The following is a 15,706-nucleotide window of genomic DNA, read 5'->3' on the forward strand; positions in this document are numbered from 1 at the left end:
CGGGTCTGCACACAGCATATTGACTGCCGACGTCGCATCAAGCGCACTGGAGTGAAGGCGTTGCACACGGATTGTGATTAATCATGACGGGCGAGCGGGGCGGCCCATCCTTGGCCGCCTCGAAACAGCGTGGATCAGCGTCGGGCGGTGCGGGTGCTGACGTCCACCCACACGGCCAGGACCAGGATGCTGCCTTTGACGATCATCTGCCAGTAGCTGTCGACGTCGAGCATCGACATGCCGTTGTCCAGGCTGGTGATGACCAGCGCCCCCAGCAGCGCGCCGTAGACCGTGCCCGAGCCACCGCGCATGGACGTGCCGCCGATGAAGCAGGCGGCGATGGCGTCCAGTTCGCCCATGTTGCCGGCCGAGGGCGAACCGGCGGCCAGGCGCGCGGTGTTGACCATGCCGGCGAGGGCGCACATCACGCCCATGATGCCGAAGATCCAGAGTTTCACCGCCTGCACGTTGATCCCGGACAGGCGCGTGGCTTCCATGTTGCTGCCCACCGAGTAGACGCGCCTGCCGAACACGGTCTGGCTGGTCACGTAGCTGAACACCCCCAGCAGGACCAGCAGGAGCAGCACCGGAACCGGAATCCCGTCGTAGCTGTTGAGCGTGTAGACGAACCCGGCCAACACCGCGGCGATCAACACCACCCGCACCACGTCACGCACCAGCGAATGGGCTGCCAGACCGTGGAGGGCGCGATTGCGGCGCTGTTTCCAGGTTAGGAACAGCGTCAGCGCGAACAGCAACACCCCCAAGCCCGTGCCGACCGCGTGGGGTAAATAACCCTGGCCGACATAGACCAGCTCCGGCGACACCGGGGCGATGGTGGTGCCGCCGGTGATGCCCAGCAGGATCCCGCGAAACGCCAGCATGCCGCCCAGGCCGACGATGAAAGAGGGGATGCGCAGGTAGGCGGTCATATAGCCGTTGGCCAGGCCGATCATCAGTCCACACAGGACGACCAGGCTCAGGTTTGCCAGCAGCGGAATGTGATAGACCACATCCAGTATCGCCGCCAGTCCCCCCAGCAGACCGAGCAACGAGCCCACCGACAAATCGATCTCGCCGCTGATGATCACCAGCACCATGCCGCAGGCAAGAATGCCGGTAATGGACATCTGCCGCAGCAGGTTGGAAAGGTTGCGCGGGGTCAGGAATCCGCCCTCGGTCTGCCAACTGAAGAACAGCCAGATAACCGCCACGGCGATCACCAGGGCGAGCATTTTGTAGCGGGTGAAGACTTGTTTGACCTGATTCATCTACGCGGACTTCCGATCATTGTTGTTATTGCTTTCGGGATGGCTGAGCGCGGCGGCAAGCACCTGTTCCTGGGTCAGTTCCTGATTGACGAAATCGCCGCGCAGTTGCCCCTCGCCGATCACCAGCACGCGGTCGGACACCCCCAGCACTTCGGCCAATTCCGAGGAGACCATGATGATCGACACGCCTTCGGCCGCGAGCGCGCCCATCAGCTTGTAGATCTCATACTTGGCGCCGACGTCCACGCCTCGGGTGGGCTCGTCGAGAATCAATACCCGGGGCTTGGTCAGGAGCATCTTCGCCAACACGGCTTTCTGCTGGTTGCCACCGGAAAGGCTGGTGATCGGCAGGAACGGGCTCGCGGTCTTGAGGTGCATGCGCGAGATTTCCCGGTCGATGCTGCCCAGCTCGGCCTCCGCGTCGATGCGGGTCATTTTCGAGAAATTTTCCAGCACCGCCAGGGTGATGTTTTGGCCCACGCCCAAGTCCGGGATGATGCCTTGGCGCTTGCGGTCTTCCGGAACCATGCACAAGCCGGCGCGGATCGACTTGAGCGGCGTGCGGGTGTCGATTTGTTGGCCGTTGAGCCAGACTTCGCCTTCGTAGCGACCGGGGTAGGCGCCGAACAACGCTGACACCAGCTCCGTGCGGCCGGCGCCCACCAGCCCGGCGATGCCCAGAATTTCACCGCGCTTGAGCGCGAACGAAATGTCGTCGACCCGTTTGCGCCTGGGGTTATCGATGTCGTAGCAGGTGACGTGGCGCGCCTCGAAAATCACCTCGCCGATCTCATGGGGTTCGGTGGGGTAGAGGTTGCTCATTTCCCGTCCGACCATTTGCGTGATGATCTTCGGAATGTCCATGTCGGCCATGGCCGTGGTCGCGATGTGTTTGCCGTCTCGGATCACGGAGATGGTGTCGCACACGGCGGCCACTTCATCGAGCTTGTGGGAGATGTAGACACACGCCACGCCCTTGGCCTTGAGGTCGCGGATGATGTCCAGCAGCACTTCGATTTCCGAGCGGGTCAGGGCCGAGGAGGGCTCGTCGAGGATCAGCAGGCGCGCCTGTTTGTTCAAGGCCTTGGCGATCTCCACCAATTGCTGGTAGCCGCCGCCGTACTGCGAGACCGGTAGCGAGACGTTCATGTCCGGCACCTTGAGTTCGCGCATCAAGGCTTCGGCGCGGTGGATCATCGCCGGGTAATTCATGCGGCCGCCGGGCAGGGTCAGCTCATGGCCCATGAAGATGTTTTCGGCCACGGACAGGTCGGGGACCAGGGTCAGTTCCTGGTGGATGATGACGATGCCGGCGGCTTCGGTTTCGCTGATCGATTGCGCCTTCAGCGGCTGGCCCTCCCAGAGGATCTCGCCTTCCCAGGTGCCGAAGGGGTAGACCGCCGAGAGGACTTTCATCAAGGTGGATTTGCCGGCACCGTTCTCGCCGCACAGGCCGACGCATTCACCCGGCCTGACCTTGATGTCGATGCCGTTGAGGGCTTTGACACCGCCGAAGGTCTTGACGATGCCGTTCATTTGCAGCAGGTATTCGGACATGGCGAGGGCTCGTAAAAAAAGCTCCGGATATCACTGAACCTGTGGGAGCGAGCTTGCTCGCGATAGCGGCAGTACATCCAGCATTGATGCAAACTGAACCACCGTCATCGCGAGCAAGCTCGCTCCCACAGTTTTTCCCTTGATTGCCTGGTCAGGTCACTGCCCGGCGATCTGCGCCTTGGTGTAGAACCCGTCCTTTTCCAGCAGGTCGATGTTGTCCTTGGTCAGCGCGGTAGGCGTGAGCAGGATGGTGTCGACCTTTTTGTTGCCGTTGTTGTATTGGGAGCTGTACGTGGGTTTCTCATTGCGCGCCAGTTGCACCGAGAGTTTGGCGGCCTCGGAGGCGATCAGTTTCAGCGGCTTGTAGACGGTCATGGTCTGGGTGCCGTCGATCACCCGCTTGACCGCCGCCAGGTCGGCGTCCTGTCCGGAGATCGGCACCTTGCCGGCCATTTTTTGCGCGGCCAGGGCCTGGATCGCGCCGCCGGCGGTGGCGTCGTTGGAGGCGACGATGCCGTCGATCTTGTTGTTGTTCCGGGTCAGGGCGTTCTCCACGATGCTCAGGGCTTCGGTGGGGTTCCATTCCTTCACCCACTGCTGGCCGACAATCTTGATGTCGCCCTTGTCGATGGCCGGTTGCAGCACCTTCATCTGGCCTTCGCGCAGGATCTTCGCGTTGTTGTCGGTCGGTGCGCCGCCCAGCAGGAAATAGTTGCCCTTGGGCGCTGCCTTCAATACGCCGCCGGCCTGCATCTCGCCGACTTTTTCGTTATCGAAGGAAATGTAGGCATCGATGTCGGCGTTGAGGATCAGCCGGTCATAGGACACGACCTTGATCCCGGCCTTCTTGGCTTCGGCGACGGCGTTGGTCAGCACGGTGGCGTTGAACGGCACGATGACGATCACGTCGACGCCACGGGAAATCAGGTTTTCGATCTGGGAAATCTGCTTCTGCTCGTTGGCATCGGCGGACTGGACATAGACCTTGGCGTCGAGTTTTTCCGCCGCCGCGACGAAGTAGTCACGGTCCCGCGACCAGCGTTCCAGGCGCAGGTCATCGATGGAGAAACCGATTTTCGGGTGGGCGGCGTCGGCCATGACGGGAAGCGATAGCAGGGCGAGGGCGCCGGCGAGCAGGGTGCGTTTGAATGTTTTCATGGTGGTGCGTCCTTTTATTGTTTTTTGAAAGACACTGCCTGACGATGAACGTGATGCCGGTAGAACTGTAGAGCGTTGCTTGGCGTTGCGGGCACAGATTTGTCGCGCGAATGTAACAGCCTCGCCGCGCCCGCAACGTTGTCCGCTGTCAGGAGTAAATGAAGCGGTTGACGACGTTTTCGAGCATCTCCTGGCGACCGCTGACGGCTTGCGGATTCAGGTCGTTGGTGAACGCGTGCTCGGCCAGGGTTTCGAGGCTGTAGTCACCCGCGAGCAACGCCTTGCCAAACGGTTGCTGCCAGCCGGCGTAGCGCTGGTCCTTGAATTTCTGTAGTTGGTCGTCCTGCACCATGGCCGCCGCGCGTTCCAGGGAGAGCGCGAGCACGTCCATGGCCGCAACGTGGCCGTGGAACAGATCGACGCCGTCCACGCTCTGGCGACGGACCTTGGAATCGAAGTTGAAACCGCCGTTGCCGAAGCCCCCGGCCTTGAGGATTTCGTAGGTGGCCAGGGTCATTTCCTCAACACTGTTGGGGAACTGGTCGGTGTCCCAGCCGTTCTGCGGATCGCCCCGGTTGGCGTCGATGCTGCCGAAGATCCCCAGGGAGACCGCGGTGGCGATTTCATGGTGGAAACTGTGCCCGGCGAGGGTCGCGTGGTTGGCCTCGATGTTGACCTTGATCTCCTTCTCCAGGCCGAACTGCTGTAGGAAGCCGAACACCGTGGCGGTGTCGTAATCGTATTGGTGCTTGGTCGGCTCCTGGGGCTTGGGCTCGATCAGCAGGTCGCCCTTGAAGCCGATCTTGTATTTGTGCTCGACCACCATGCGCATGAACCGGCCCAGCTGTTCCCGCTCACGCTTGAGGTCGGTATTGAGCAGGGTTTCATAACCTTCGCGACCGCCCCACAGCACATAATTCGAGCCCTTGAGCCGCTGGGTGGCGTTCATGGCGCTGAACACCTGGGCGGCGGCACAGGCGAAGACCTGCGGGTCCGGGTTGCTGGCGGCGCCGGCGGCGAAACGCGGGTTGCTGAAGCAATTGGCGGTGCCCCAGAGCAGCTTGACCCCGGTCTGTTCCTGGTGGCGCTCAAGGTGATCGACCATCTGTGCGAAGTGGTTGCGGTACTCCTTGAGCGATTGGCCTTCCGGCGCGACATCGGTGTCGTGGAAGCAGTAGTAGTCGATGCCCAGCTTGGAGAAAAACTCGAACGCCGCCTCGGCCTTGCCGATCGCCAACACCAGCGGATCGCCGGCATGCTGCCACGGGCGCTTGAAGGTCCCGGCGCCAAACACATCGGACCCCGGCCAGACGAAGGTGTGCCAGTAGCACACAGCCATGCGCAGGTGTTCGCGCATGGGTTTGCCGAGCACGATCTTGTCGGCATTGTAATGGCGGAAGGCGAGCGGCGAGTCGCTGCCTGGGCCCTCGAAGCGAATCGGCTGGACATCGGGAAAGTACGGCATGGACGGATTCCTTTTTATTCTTGGCGGTGTCCCGATACTAACGCCGGCCCTGGGCCTGCTGATTATGAAAATCACCAAAGGACAGTTCGATTTTGAGTATTGAGATTCGCCGCCGACGCGCCTAGGCTCTGTCCATCGGCCCAGGGTTCAAATAATGAAAATCGTCCCGCCCGTCCACCGCATCGCCCTGTTGTTCAACGGCAGCAAGATCTACGACCGCGGCATCATCAGCGGCATCGGCAACTACCTGAGCAGCACCCGCGCGTCATGGGACTTGTTCCTCGAGGAAGATTTCCTCTGTCGGTTGAAGGGGATCGAGCGTTGGCAGGGCGACGGGATCATTGCCGATTTCGACGACCCGCTGATCGGCGAGGCGCTGGCCGGGATCAAGATGCCGGTGGTGGCGGTGGGCGGCTCGTACCAGGACGAGCGCGCCTATCCCAAGGGCATTCCCTATGTCGCCACGGACAACCATGCGCTGATCAAGTTGGCTTACGAGCACCTGATCGAAGCCGGGTTGACGCGCTTCGCCTGCTTCAGCCTGCCGGAATCCCAAGCCAATCGCTGGGCCCAGGAACGGGAGAAAGCCTTTCGCCGGTTGATGCAGCGCGATGGCTTGCAAACCGAGGTCTATCGCGGCATGGGCACCAGTGCGCCGCTGTGGGACAGCGCCGTCGAGCAGCAGATCGCCTGGCTGCAAAGCCTGCCTAAACCCATCGGCATCATCGCCGTCAGCGACGCGCGGGCCCGGCAGCTGCTGCAAGCTTGCCTGACCGCAGGCATTGCCGTGCCGGAGCAGGTGGCCCTGATCGGCATCGATAACGATCCACTGACCCGCAGCCTGACGCGGGTGCCGCTGAGCTCGGTGGTGCAGGGCACCGAAACCATGGGCCGGACCGCTGCGCGACTGCTCCACCAGATGCTGCATGGCATGCCGTCCACGGGCATGCAGCTGCTGATCCCGCCGGAGGCGATCAACGTCCAGGCGTCGAGCTTGCACCAGCCGCTGGGCAATCCTTATGTCATGCAGGCCCTGTTGTTCATCCGCCAATACGCCTGCCAGGGCATCAAGACCGCCCAGGTGGCGGCGTATGTCGGTGTGTCGCGTTCATCGCTGGAAGCGCATTTCCGCAAGGAACGCGGCTGCAGCGTTCACGACGAAATCCTGCGCTTCAAGCTGGCGGCGGCCGCCAATGGATTGGAAAACACTGACTCGGCGATCGCCGACATCGCCCGTAATTGTGGCTTCAAGTCGGCGCAGTACCTGCATACGGTGTTTCGTCGGGAGTTCGGTTGTACGCCCCGGGAGTACCAACAGGGCACAAATGGATGAGCGAACAGCACCGGCGAGGGAGCTTGCTCCCGCTGGGCTCTGTAGGAGCTGGCGAAGCCTGCGATCTTTTGATCTTTTGATCTTTTGATCTTTTGGGACTCAAGTGTCTGGAAAAAGATCGCAGCCTCGCTTCGCTCGACAGCTCCTACAAAGATCGCAGCCTCGCTTCGCTCGGCAGCTCCTACACAGCTCGTATACAGCTCCTACGCGGCTGCCATAGGCCGAGTCGGTGCGGTACCTGCTCACGGTGTTTCGTCGGGAGTTCGGTTGTACGCCTCGGGAGTACCAACAGGGCACAAATGGCCGAGCGAACAGCACCGGCGAGGGAGCTTGCTCCCGCTGGGCTCTGTAGGAGCTGGCGAAGCCTGCGATCTTTTGATCTTTTGATCTTTTGGGACTCAAGTGTCTGGGAAAAGATCGCAGCCTCACTTCGCTCGGCAGCTCCTACAAAGATCGCAGCCTCACTTCGCTCGGCAGCTCCTACACAGCTGCCACAGGCCGAGCGGGATAGGCTAGCTCGTCACAGGCGGTTGTGAGGCATCAATCCTCCGCTTCCTGGCTTGAGGTTTTGCCAATCAGTGACGGATTCCCTCCGCCGAGGGCCAGGCCGTTCAGCTTGATAACCACGTATTCACGACCCGCCGATCCAGCTCCTCCCAATCCGCCATGCCCAACACCCGCGTGGTATTCAGGCCGCGTAGATAACCACGCAGTTGATTGGCCGTGTCCCGCTTGAGTTGCGGGTCGGTTTCGGTGGTGCTCAATAGTACGGTTTCGTACGGGATCAGATATTCCGCCACCCGCTCCCGGAAGTCGGGCAACACCGCACCGCGAATCAGATCAAACGTTCTCATTAAAGGCCTCATCCGTCTTTCAGGGCTTGCAACTATTGCCATCAGTAATAGTGACCATTACGAAATGCAAGTTCTGCTTTGCCCACGATCATTGGAGAATCAGCCCCATCGAAACGCAGCCCAACACTGCAGGACCTGAATCATGCGCCCTTTATTTTTCCTTGCCCTGGCTTTGTCACCGTTGTTGCTGGCCGGATGTGCCTCGGCTCCGAACGATCCGACCCTGACCTTGCAGACCAACAAGACGCCGGCCGAATACGCCGAATGCGTCGTGCCGAAGTTGCAGGGCAGCGCGCTGAATCCGATGGTTTCACAGACCCAGCGCAGCTACCGCATCGTCGTGCCGAGCAAAGTGGCGGCGGACAATGTGCTGGAAGCCTACAAGGCGGGTAACGGCGGCAAGGTGTTCGTCTATGAGCGGCATTTGCTGGCTTCCAACTTCCTGCCTTCGAATTTTGAGCGCGCCGCACAGGATTGCATCTGACCGGCCCGTAAACGCTTTTCTCCGTGCTCCTTTGGTTGGCCGCAACCAACCAATTCCCTTGCCCCGCACCGTATTCGGTCGCGGGGCTTTTTTTTGTCCGGCGCGCCTTGCGTATCGTGGTGTGAGAGGATGGCCCATGCGAAGCCACCCTCGACAAAAAGGACTGAGATGAACCTGTTCCCCGCGCACTCCGTGCCATTCCTCCTGACGTTCGCTGCCCTATGCGCTCCGGTTCACGCCGCGACGTGGCAGATCTGCGACATGCAGTTGCGGGTCATTGAGGTGGTGAAGCAGCCGTTCCCTGGTCTACGCGCCCAGGTTCTGAAAACCAGCCCTGCCTCGCCCGGCGTGGAATGTCCGCAAGAGGGTGCGGTGATCAGTTTCATCCCGGAAACCGCTGACTATCAGGCGACGCTTGCCCGGCGCAAATGGCCTGCGAAAGGCCAGGCGATCCGGATCAAATACCGCTACCTGGACGGCATCTGCAAAGGCGACGGCAACGAACATCCTTGTCGTATCGAGCATTATCCATTCGTGGCCCAATGATCAGCCTTGGCCGGCGTTCGCCTCGGCTTCGATCGCGGCCATGACGCTGGGTCGCGTCTCGATCCGAGCCATGTACGACGCCAGCGTCGGCCAGTCCTGGATGTCGATCGCGAAAAACGGCAGCCATCTGAGCACCGTAAACAAATACGCGTCGGCAAGGCCGAAATCCCCCTGCAAATAGCCGCGTTGTTCAAGAGCACCGGCCAGGAAATCAAGACGCTTGAACAGCTTCTGCTTGAAGATGGCCTTGGTCGTTTCTGGAATCTCGGCGTTGAACAGCGGGGCACAGCCGCCATGGATTTCAGAACTGATGAAGTTCAGCCATTCCTGCAACCGAACCCGCTCCCAGGTGCCATTGGCCGGTGCCAAGTGATTGCCCGGAACCTGATCGGCCAGGTACTGGACGATGGCGGGACCTTCGGTGAGCACTTCACCATTTTCCAGCATCAGCGCCGCGACGTAGCCCTTGGGATTGATGGCGAGGAAATCCAACCCGTCGGCGGTTCGCTTGGTCTTGTTGTCGACGCGGATCAGCTCGAAGGCAATGTCCAGCTCTCGCAGCACGATGTGTGGGGACAATGAACAGGTCATGGGCGCGAAATACAATTTCATGGGGTTTTCCTGATGGCGTTGAGTGCCGCTGAGGATCGGCGCCAACAGGAAGATTTTCAAAGGACATTTCGAGTGCTAGCGTATGACAAAATCTCATGAGCAGCGTTGACCTCCAATGGCCGTCAAAATCCCCTCGCTCAACGGCCTGAAGGCGTTCGAATCAGCCGCCCGCCACATGAGCTTCACCCAGGCTGCCCTCGAATTGAATGTCACCCAAACGGCGATCAGTCATCAGATCCGGCGGCTGGAAGAGGAACTGGGGGTGCGCTTGTTCTTGCGGCTCAAGGACGGCCTGGCGTTGACCGATGAAGGTCGCGCCTATTTCCCAGGCGTTCGTTCTGCTTTCCATGAGTTGCGTCATTGCACGGAAACCTTGTTGGATTCGGTCCACAACAGTGCGCTGACGGTGAGTACCCTGGTGTCGTTTGCGTCCAAATGGCTGCTGCCTCGCTTGGCCTCGTTCCAGGAGGCCTATCCCAACATCGATGTACGTGTCTCGGCCTCCACCGACATGGTGGATTTTCGCAAGGGTGGCATCGACGCGGCCATTCGTTACGGCACCGGACATTGGAAGGGCTTGCGCGCTGATTGGCTGATGGCCGATGAGGTTTTTCCAGTGTGCAGTCCGAAGCTGCTGGTGGGGCCCAATGCCCTGAAGGCGCCCGGCGATCTGACCCATCACACCCTGTTGCAGGTCAGTGGCATGACGCGGGACGATTGGAGCCTCTGGCTGGGGGCCGCCGGCCAACCGAGCGCCCTGGCCGAAGGCTCACGGTTGACCTTCGACCTGGCGATGATGGCCGTGCAGGCGGCCATCGACGGCTTGGGCGTTTGCATCGGCCGCTCGACCTACGTCGACGACGATCTGAAGGCGGGTCGACTGGTCGCGCCGTTTGACCTGAAGCTGAAGTCCGATCTCGGTTTCTATCTGGTGACACCCGTCGAAGCAGCCCACTCGAAAAAGGTCGAGGCGTTCAGGGCCTGGTTGATCGATTCGATCAGGGGGGCAAACACACCGGGTACTCTGTCGCTGGATTAAACGTCCATCCTACTGCGGCGGACGTTGCGGCAACGCCGAGTGGCCGAACGTATTGCCCATGCGAATCCGCGTGGCCGACTGGTTGTACAGACCCAGCTTGTTCGGCGCTCGCTGGTCTATCGGCACGTTCAACGCCTCCTGGTTCTTGCGCGCTGCGGCCGTACCCTTCGGGTTGGCCATCTGTTCGCTCAGGCATTCGTAGGACAGCGCCTTGTATCCGTTCACCTCGACATTGATGCAGCCCTCATTCGCCGGCTCGGCGGCTTGGGCCCACAAGGGAAGGGCAACAAGCAGCAGTGCGTATACGCGACAGTCCATGGCGAAGCTCCTTTTCCAACGGTAGAAGCCTGAATCTACCTCGTATTGGGGCAAGGTATGACGATGTTTTTTTTGCAACGCCCGTCACACAAACGACATGTACACGTCTCATGATGCGCCAACGCAGGGCGTCGACACGCCGTTCGGGCCGGAAGATGTCTATGTCAAGAGAAGCGCTGAGCCGGTGCTGCCTCGCGCCCACGGTACTGTTCTTGTTGCTCCATGCATTGATGCCGCAACGCGACGCGTGGTCTGCCACGCCTGCGCCCCACGAGGCGGGCGACAGGCTGGCGCGTTCTGTCGAGTTTGCGATACCCGCCCAGGAAATGACCGTCGCCCTGGACCTGTACAGCAGGGCCAGCGGGATGGCGATCCTGGTGGATCGTCAACTGGCGCATGGGCGCCGATCGACTGCGGTGCACGGGCGTCTGAATGCCCGCCAGGCGCTGGAGCAATTGCTGGCCGGTAGCGGCTTGGCGGCGCTCTATACCGGCGCAGACGCTTTCACCGTGAAAGAGGCAAAGCTGACCCGCCGCGCCGATGCGTCTTCGCGCAACGGTGGTCCTGCTGTGCGCGAGGACAATTTTGCCCGTGCGTTACAGGCCGCGTTGGAGCAGGCGCTTTGTCGATCTACGGTGACTCGCCCGGGCCATTATCGAGCGGCGCTACAGCTGTGGGTCGGAGGATCGGGCGAGGTGCGGCACAGTCGCTTGCTGGCGTCCACCGGTGACGCCCGGCGCGATGCGGCGATTATCGAGGGGCTGAGCACATTGGACATCGGCCGTGTCCCGCCGTCTTCGTTGCCGCAGCCGGTGACGGTGCTGGTGGTGCCGGGCGCCGCTTCGGCAGGCACGGAATGCAACCCATGGGAAGGAGCGGTAAAGCCATGACGGAAAAGGAGCAGAGCACCCTGCTCAAGGTGTTCCTGGCTTCCTATGATGTGTTTCGCGCACGCTTGCGCCGGCGTCTGGGTTCCGATGACCTGGCCAACGACGTATTGCACGAAACCTATCTTCGGGTAGACCGTATGGAACAGCCGGTGGATGTGCAGAAGCCGGGCGCCTACCTGTTCCGCATGGCCCTGAACATCGCTGCTGATCGTCGTGCGCAAGATGCGCGCTTGCTCACCGGCACGGAAATCGAAGAACTGATGCAAACCGCCGACGAACATCAGGACCCGGCGGTGATCGTCGGTGGCCAGATTGAAATTCGCGCGCTGATGCAGGCGCTGACCGAGCTCGCACCCCGGCGCCGGCAAATATTGATGGCATCACGCATGGAGCAAACACCGCATCAGGAGATCGCCCAGCGATTCGGCATCTCCACCCGGATGGTCGAGAAGGAACTCAAGGCTGCGCTGCAATACTGTGCCGATCGCCTGGAAAGAAAAGTGATTCAGCGGTTCGGTCCCGGCGCGGGAAAACAGTCTTAGGTGATGAGGCGCTTGTCGCGCGTACCTTCTTGAGTCATCTCACGTTTGAAAAACATGTCTATAAGCGCATCTAAATCGGCCACTGCCACGGCTAACCAGCTCCGGGAAGAAGCGTTCCATTGGCTGGTGCGCTTGACTTCAGGTCACGCCACCCACGCCGACGCCGAGGCGTTCCGGCGCTGGAGTGCGCAAAGTTCCGAGCACGCCCGGGCCTTTTTCTTGGCCCGCCAGTTGTGGCAGGCCATGGCGCCCGCCGAGCAAAAGCTCCAGCAGGAGCAGGCGGCAAAGGTCATCAACCACCCGCGGCGTTTCGGGCGCCGAGCGTTTCTCGGCGGCGCGATTGCCGCGTCGGTTGCGGTGCTGGTCGCGCGTCCGTCACTGCTGGATGGCTGGCCCATGGGCGCGGATTTTCATACCGGTGTCGGCGAGCAACGCCACGTCGACCTGACGCAGGGCGTGGTGCTTGAACTCAATACCCAGACGCGCATCAGCCAGCGCAGCGACGCCCCTGGCGACACCGCCATCGAAATATTGAGCGGTGAAGTGGAAATCCAGGCCGGCACGGCGTTGCGTGTGCTCGCCGGCAATGGCGAATTGTTCGCCGATGGCGCGCGGTTCAATGTGCGGGCCACCGAGGGTAGCGTGTGCGTGACGTGCCTGGAGGGCCGCTTGCAACTGAAGCATCAGGGGCGGCGCGTGAGCCTGGAGCAGGGCCGACAATTGACCTATACCGCGCAGCGACAAGGCCAACCCACCCCCTTCGATACCCAGCAAGTCATGGCTTGGCGTCAACAGTTGCTGGTGTTCAACGATGCCCCCCTGGCGAGCGTGATCGATGAGATCAACCGCTACCGTCCCGGCATGATCGTGCTGATGAACGCCGAGCTCGGGCGACGCAAGGTGCAGGCGCGCTTCAGCCTGGCGCAACTGGCGAATGTCGCCGTACTGATTCGCGATGCCTACGGCGCCACCATCACCGAGCTACCGGGCGGCGTGGTGCTGGTCAGCTAGGCGTTTTCATCCAGCGGCCTGTCATTGAAACGCTGCCAACACCTGGCGGTAGCGCTCGGTGCCGTGTGCCGTGCGACGGCTGAAGCTGATTTCCAGACCCGCGGGATTTTCCTCCTTGCTGCCCGTCAGATGGCGCCAGCCCCGGTCGGTGTGCCATACCCGCACATCAACGCGTTCAAGCTCACTCAACACCGCGACACGCTCCTTGGGCGCGGGGAGGGGATAGCGTGACCGGGCGACGCCCGAGGCCCGGAAAAGCGTGCCGTTTTCAATCCACCACCTCACCCGTTGCATCTTGCCGTCCTGGTCCGCCGCGGCGCGTATCAATTCCAACTGCAAAGGGTCGCTGTCGCTGCTGCGAATGCTGATCGCGGCAGGCGCCAGGGGGCGGGTGGCGGCGGGTTCATCGGGCGGTGGCGGCTCGGCCAGTTCAATGGTGGCTCGCAGGGCGAAGTCACGCTGCAGCTGGTTGAATGCGCGCATCAGTTGCGCGTGCTGTTGGGCGCTGTCCTGCAGGTGGGCGTCGGCGCGGGTCACACCGTCGAGCCCGCGCCAGGCGATCAGGCTGACGATGGTCATGAGCAGGATGGCGACCATCACTTCAATCAGCGTGAAGCCGTTCTGCCGGACCATCAATGCACCTCGATGCGGCCAGCCGCCGTGCGCGTCACCGATACGCTGGCCTGGTTGCTGGACAGAATGACTTGCAGGGGCGCGGCAATCCATTCGGCATCGAGCACCAGCGTTTTTCCTGGGTGGATGCGCACCTGCACCGGTCCCGCGCTCCAGTGCCTGGGGCGCAGTTGCGGGTCGTTGATGAACTCCCGATCCTGTGCGCCGACGGCGTCCAGCCGTACGAAACGGTAACCCTGGCTGTCCGCGACCCAGGCGATGCGACGACCATCGCTGCGCGCTTCGGCCTGGGCGGTTTCCAGCAGCAAGGCCAGGCGCTTGGCATCTTCGCGCAGGCCGCTTGCCGCGTCGGTGTGGATATTCAAGCTGATGGCGGCGCTGGCGATGCCGATGATCACCAGCACGACCATCAATTCGATCAGCGTGAAGCCGCGTTGTCGGTGTCGCCATTCATTCATGGTCGCTACGCCTTGCGCTGGGGTGAATTTGCAATAAAACCGTGAGAAAGCGCTGGTAGCCTGAAGCACTGGACGTCACGGAGGATCCGCTCATGCGCCATTTCCATCGCCTCGCTCCGGCCACGCTGGTCCAGGCTGTCGCCGTGTTGGCCAGCGTGGCGGGGCTTGTCACCTGGGGCTTCTTGCTCAACGATTCGGCGCCCGTGCAAGCCCAGGCCAATAGCGAACCCTTGCCGCCCTTGGCAGCCACTGGCCTAGCCGCGGCGCAATGGTTCGCCAGTTCCCCGCAGAACCTGGAGATCAAGCTCAGTGGCCTGCTGGCCGGACCCCATGGCGCGGTGGCGATTCTCAGCATCGAGGATTCGCCGCCGCGGGCTTTTCGTGCGGGTGAGCCATTGGGCGAAGGTGTGCGACTGCGCGGAGTCGAGGCTGATGCCGTGGTCATCGAGCGGGCCGGCGTTGAGTCTCGCCTGTCGATGGCCCGTCTGCCGGTGCCGGTGGCGCTGCCGTCGTTGCGCTGATTCATGGCTGGGTGACAGGGCGGCTGAACAGCGTTTCCAGGCGCGCCAGCGGCGGTCCGTCATGTTCGCGTTCATGGACCAGCACTTTCACGCTCAGCAGGTCGCCATTGCGGGTTACCTGCTGCTCGCAACTGAGTTTCAGACGCCCTTGATCACAGCGTTGCATGGCGTTGCCTTTATCCGCGGTCCCGCGCAGACGCAGTTCGGCCAGGCTGTTCTGGGCCGCCAACAGCGCCATCGAGCGATCACGCAACAGCGCGTTGCTCTGGCTCATTTGTGCACTGGCGCGGACAGCCGCTGACATCGCCACCGCTACGATCAGCAGCGCCACCAATACTTCGATCAGGGTAAAGCCGCGTTGCCGGAGTACCTGTGGGGTCATGGCAATGAGCATCGTCGGGGAAATGTGCTTCAGCCTAATGCCCGCGTTTGACGGATTGCTGACCAAAGCTCCTGAGGATTTTTTATACCAGTGACATATGCCGCTGGAACAATCCGCAGCGAATGGAAACCTCAACCAGCGCCAGAACGCGGCGCCAGCCAAGGAGTGTCGAGATGGGTGTCGCATCGTCTGGCCGTCCCACACGTGGCCCTCGCCGGCAGCGAGGTTTTACCCTGATCGAGATCATGGTCGTGGTGGTCATCCTCGGCATTCTTGCCGCGATGGTCGTGCCGAAGGTGCTTGACCGCCCGGACCAGGCCAGGGCCACGGCGGCCCGCCAGGATGTTGCGGGGCTGATGCAGGCGCTCAAGCTGTTCCGTCTCGACCAGGGTCGCTACCCGACCATGAATGAAGGGCTCAAGGCCCTGGCGGAAAAACCCGCCAACGCCACCAGCGGCAATTGGCGCGCGTATCTGGAACGGCTGCCCAAGGACCCTTGGGGCCGCGCCTACAACTACCTCAACCCGGGCACCAACGGTGAGGTCGATGTGTTTTCCCTCGGCGCCGATGGGCAGCCCGACGGCGAAGGTGTCAACGCTGATATCGGCTCCTGGCAGCTCTAGTCGTGAATC

At 61.7% G+C, this 15,706-nt stretch carries 19 protein-coding genes; 9 read left to right on the forward strand and 10 right to left on the reverse strand.

Going from position 1 to position 15,706, the window contains the following annotated elements:
* Window positions 1–134: 134 nt before the first annotated feature.
* From M8Q45_RS09755 to xylA, 4 genes are all read right to left on the reverse strand, one after another.
* The gene (locus tag M8Q45_RS09755; protein ID WP_249874536.1) at window positions 135–1,271 is read right to left on the reverse strand and encodes a sugar ABC transporter permease; all 1,137 of its coding nucleotides are present in this window, start codon (window positions 1,269–1,271) and stop codon (window positions 135–137) included.
* Entirely contained in the window at window positions 1,272–2,828 is a 1,557-nt protein-coding gene (xylG, locus tag M8Q45_RS09760; RefSeq protein WP_249874537.1) for a D-xylose ABC transporter ATP-binding protein, read from the reverse strand.
* A gap of 156 nt (window positions 2,829–2,984) precedes the next feature.
* The gene (xylF, locus tag M8Q45_RS09765; RefSeq protein ID WP_249874538.1) at window positions 2,985–3,986 is read right to left on the reverse strand and encodes a D-xylose ABC transporter substrate-binding protein; all 1,002 of its coding nucleotides are present in this window, start codon (window positions 3,984–3,986) and stop codon (window positions 2,985–2,987) included.
* 148 nt (window positions 3,987–4,134) lie between these two features.
* Window positions 4,135–5,451 (reverse strand): xylose isomerase, encoded by a 1,317-nt coding sequence (gene xylA, locus M8Q45_RS09770; RefSeq protein ID WP_249874539.1) that lies wholly within the window; start codon window positions 5,449–5,451, stop codon window positions 4,135–4,137.
* A gap of 154 nt (window positions 5,452–5,605) precedes the next feature.
* Between xylA and M8Q45_RS09775 the strand changes: the two genes are divergently transcribed.
* Window positions 5,606–6,784, forward strand: a complete 1,179-nt coding sequence (locus tag M8Q45_RS09775) for a XylR family transcriptional regulator (RefSeq protein WP_249874540.1) — start codon at window positions 5,606–5,608, stop codon at window positions 6,782–6,784.
* A gap of 611 nt (window positions 6,785–7,395) precedes the next feature.
* On the opposite strand, the gene M8Q45_RS09780 is transcribed toward M8Q45_RS09775, so the two are convergent.
* Entirely contained in the window at window positions 7,396–7,638 is a 243-nt protein-coding gene (locus M8Q45_RS09780; RefSeq protein WP_249874541.1) for a hypothetical protein, read from the reverse strand.
* A 142-nt stretch (window positions 7,639–7,780) separates the two neighbouring features.
* Here M8Q45_RS09780 and M8Q45_RS09785 point away from each other — a divergent pair, with 142 nt between their 5' ends.
* Window positions 7,781–8,122, forward strand: a complete 342-nt coding sequence (locus M8Q45_RS09785) for a hypothetical protein (RefSeq protein ID WP_249874542.1) — start codon at window positions 7,781–7,783, stop codon at window positions 8,120–8,122.
* 168 nt (window positions 8,123–8,290) lie between these two features.
* Window positions 8,291–8,668 (forward strand): hypothetical protein, encoded by a 378-nt coding sequence (locus tag M8Q45_RS09790; protein ID WP_249874543.1) that lies wholly within the window; start codon window positions 8,291–8,293, stop codon window positions 8,666–8,668.
* On the opposite strand, the gene gstA is transcribed toward M8Q45_RS09790, so the two are convergent.
* Window positions 8,669–9,280 carry a glutathione transferase GstA gene (gstA, locus tag M8Q45_RS09795; RefSeq protein WP_249874544.1) on the reverse strand — a complete coding sequence of 204 codons (612 nt, stop codon included), beginning with the start codon at window positions 9,278–9,280 and terminating at the stop codon, window positions 8,669–8,671.
* 115 nt (window positions 9,281–9,395) lie between these two features.
* Here gstA and M8Q45_RS09800 point away from each other — a divergent pair, with 115 nt between their 5' ends.
* Window positions 9,396–10,319 (forward strand): transcriptional regulator GcvA, encoded by a 924-nt coding sequence (locus tag M8Q45_RS09800; protein WP_249874545.1) that lies wholly within the window; start codon window positions 9,396–9,398, stop codon window positions 10,317–10,319.
* 9 nt (window positions 10,320–10,328) lie between these two features.
* Here the strand turns inward: M8Q45_RS09800 and M8Q45_RS09805 are convergent, their stop codons facing one another.
* Entirely contained in the window at window positions 10,329–10,637 is a 309-nt protein-coding gene (locus M8Q45_RS09805; protein ID WP_249874546.1) for a hypothetical protein, read from the reverse strand.
* 161 nt (window positions 10,638–10,798) lie between these two features.
* On the opposite strand from M8Q45_RS09805, the gene M8Q45_RS09810 reads away from it, so the two are divergent.
* The 3 genes from M8Q45_RS09810 to M8Q45_RS09820 are packed head-to-tail and all read left to right on the forward strand — an operon-like array spanning window position 10,799 to window position 13,080.
* Entirely contained in the window at window positions 10,799–11,527 is a 729-nt protein-coding gene (locus M8Q45_RS09810) for an STN domain-containing protein (protein ID WP_249874547.1), read from the forward strand.
* Window positions 11,524–12,069, forward strand: a complete 546-nt coding sequence (locus M8Q45_RS09815; RefSeq protein ID WP_249874548.1) for an RNA polymerase sigma factor — start codon at window positions 11,524–11,526, stop codon at window positions 12,067–12,069. The genes M8Q45_RS09810 and M8Q45_RS09815 overlap by 4 nt, the downstream gene beginning before the upstream one ends.
* A gap of 54 nt (window positions 12,070–12,123) precedes the next feature.
* A complete protein-coding gene (locus tag M8Q45_RS09820) occupies window positions 12,124–13,080 on the forward strand; it encodes a FecR family protein (protein ID WP_249874549.1) in 957 nt (318 codons plus the stop codon).
* Window positions 13,081–13,101: 21 nt separating this feature from the next.
* On the opposite strand, the gene M8Q45_RS09825 is transcribed toward M8Q45_RS09820, so the two are convergent.
* Window positions 13,102–13,713: a type II secretion system protein GspJ gene (locus tag M8Q45_RS09825; protein ID WP_249874550.1), complete on the reverse strand. Its 612-nt coding sequence runs from the start codon at window positions 13,711–13,713 to the stop codon at window positions 13,102–13,104.
* Window positions 13,713–14,171 (reverse strand): type II secretion system minor pseudopilin GspH, encoded by a 459-nt coding sequence (gspH, locus tag M8Q45_RS09830; RefSeq protein WP_249874551.1) that lies wholly within the window; start codon window positions 14,169–14,171, stop codon window positions 13,713–13,715. Before gspH ends, M8Q45_RS09825 begins: the two co-directional genes overlap by 1 nt.
* A 92-nt stretch (window positions 14,172–14,263) precedes the next feature.
* On the opposite strand from gspH, the gene M8Q45_RS09835 reads away from it, so the two are divergent.
* The gene (locus M8Q45_RS09835; RefSeq protein ID WP_249874552.1) at window positions 14,264–14,692 is read left to right on the forward strand and encodes a type II secretion system protein N; all 429 of its coding nucleotides are present in this window, start codon (window positions 14,264–14,266) and stop codon (window positions 14,690–14,692) included.
* A 1-nt stretch (window position 14,693) separates the two neighbouring features.
* Here M8Q45_RS09835 and gspI read toward each other — a convergent pair whose 3' ends face one another.
* Complete coding sequence (gene gspI, locus M8Q45_RS09840; RefSeq protein ID WP_249874553.1) at window positions 14,694–15,074, reverse strand: type II secretion system minor pseudopilin GspI; 381 nt, start codon at window positions 15,072–15,074, stop codon at window positions 14,694–14,696.
* A 173-nt stretch (window positions 15,075–15,247) separates the two neighbouring features.
* Here gspI and gspG point away from each other — a divergent pair, with 173 nt between their 5' ends.
* Window positions 15,248–15,697, forward strand: coding sequence for a type II secretion system major pseudopilin GspG (gene gspG / locus M8Q45_RS09845; RefSeq protein WP_249874554.1), 450 nt, complete (start codon window positions 15,248–15,250; stop codon window positions 15,695–15,697).
* The last annotated feature ends 9 nt before the right edge of the window (window positions 15,698–15,706 follow it).

The organism is Pseudomonas sp. T1.Ur (genome assembly GCF_023516725.1).
In the GTDB taxonomy this organism is placed as follows: domain Bacteria; phylum Pseudomonadota; class Gammaproteobacteria; order Pseudomonadales; family Pseudomonadaceae; genus Aquipseudomonas; species Aquipseudomonas alvandae.

Coding starts and splice junctions, on each gene's coding strand:
- gstA (WP_249874544.1), bottom strand. CDS start 9,280: ATGAAATTGTATTTCGCGCCCATGACCTGTTCATTGTCCCCACACATC.
- M8Q45_RS09775 (WP_249874540.1), top strand. CDS start 5,606: ATGAAAATCGTCCCGCCCGTCCACCGCATCGCCCTGTTGTTCAACGGC.
- xylA (WP_249874539.1), bottom strand. CDS start 5,451: ATGCCGTACTTTCCCGATGTCCAGCCGATTCGCTTCGAGGGCCCAGGC.
- M8Q45_RS09780 (WP_249874541.1), bottom strand. CDS start 7,638: ATGAGAACGTTTGATCTGATTCGCGGTGCGGTGTTGCCCGACTTCCGG.
- gspG (WP_249874554.1), top strand. CDS start 15,248: ATGGGTGTCGCATCGTCTGGCCGTCCCACACGTGGCCCTCGCCGGCAG.
- gspH (WP_249874551.1), bottom strand. CDS start 14,171: ATGAATGAATGGCGACACCGACAACGCGGCTTCACGCTGATCGAATTG.
- xylG (WP_249874537.1), bottom strand. CDS start 2,828: ATGTCCGAATACCTGCTGCAAATGAACGGCATCGTCAAGACCTTCGGC.
- M8Q45_RS09755 (WP_249874536.1), bottom strand. CDS start 1,271: ATGAATCAGGTCAAACAAGTCTTCACCCGCTACAAAATGCTCGCCCTG.
- xylF (WP_249874538.1), bottom strand. CDS start 3,986: ATGAAAACATTCAAACGCACCCTGCTCGCCGGCGCCCTCGCCCTGCTA.
- gspI (WP_249874553.1), bottom strand. CDS start 15,074: ATGACCCCACAGGTACTCCGGCAACGCGGCTTTACCCTGATCGAAGTA.
- M8Q45_RS09825 (WP_249874550.1), bottom strand. CDS start 13,713: ATGGTCCGGCAGAACGGCTTCACGCTGATTGAAGTGATGGTCGCCATC.
- M8Q45_RS09805 (WP_249874546.1), bottom strand. CDS start 10,637: ATGGACTGTCGCGTATACGCACTGCTGCTTGTTGCCCTTCCCTTGTGG.
- M8Q45_RS09785 (WP_249874542.1), top strand. CDS start 7,781: ATGCGCCCTTTATTTTTCCTTGCCCTGGCTTTGTCACCGTTGTTGCTG.
- M8Q45_RS09820 (WP_249874549.1), top strand. CDS start 12,124: ATGTCTATAAGCGCATCTAAATCGGCCACTGCCACGGCTAACCAGCTC.
- M8Q45_RS09815 (WP_249874548.1), top strand. CDS start 11,524: ATGACGGAAAAGGAGCAGAGCACCCTGCTCAAGGTGTTCCTGGCTTCC.
- M8Q45_RS09835 (WP_249874552.1), top strand. CDS start 14,264: ATGCGCCATTTCCATCGCCTCGCTCCGGCCACGCTGGTCCAGGCTGTC.
- M8Q45_RS09810 (WP_249874547.1), top strand. CDS start 10,799: ATGTCAAGAGAAGCGCTGAGCCGGTGCTGCCTCGCGCCCACGGTACTG.
- M8Q45_RS09800 (WP_249874545.1), top strand. CDS start 9,396: ATGGCCGTCAAAATCCCCTCGCTCAACGGCCTGAAGGCGTTCGAATCA.
- M8Q45_RS09790 (WP_249874543.1), top strand. CDS start 8,291: ATGAACCTGTTCCCCGCGCACTCCGTGCCATTCCTCCTGACGTTCGCT.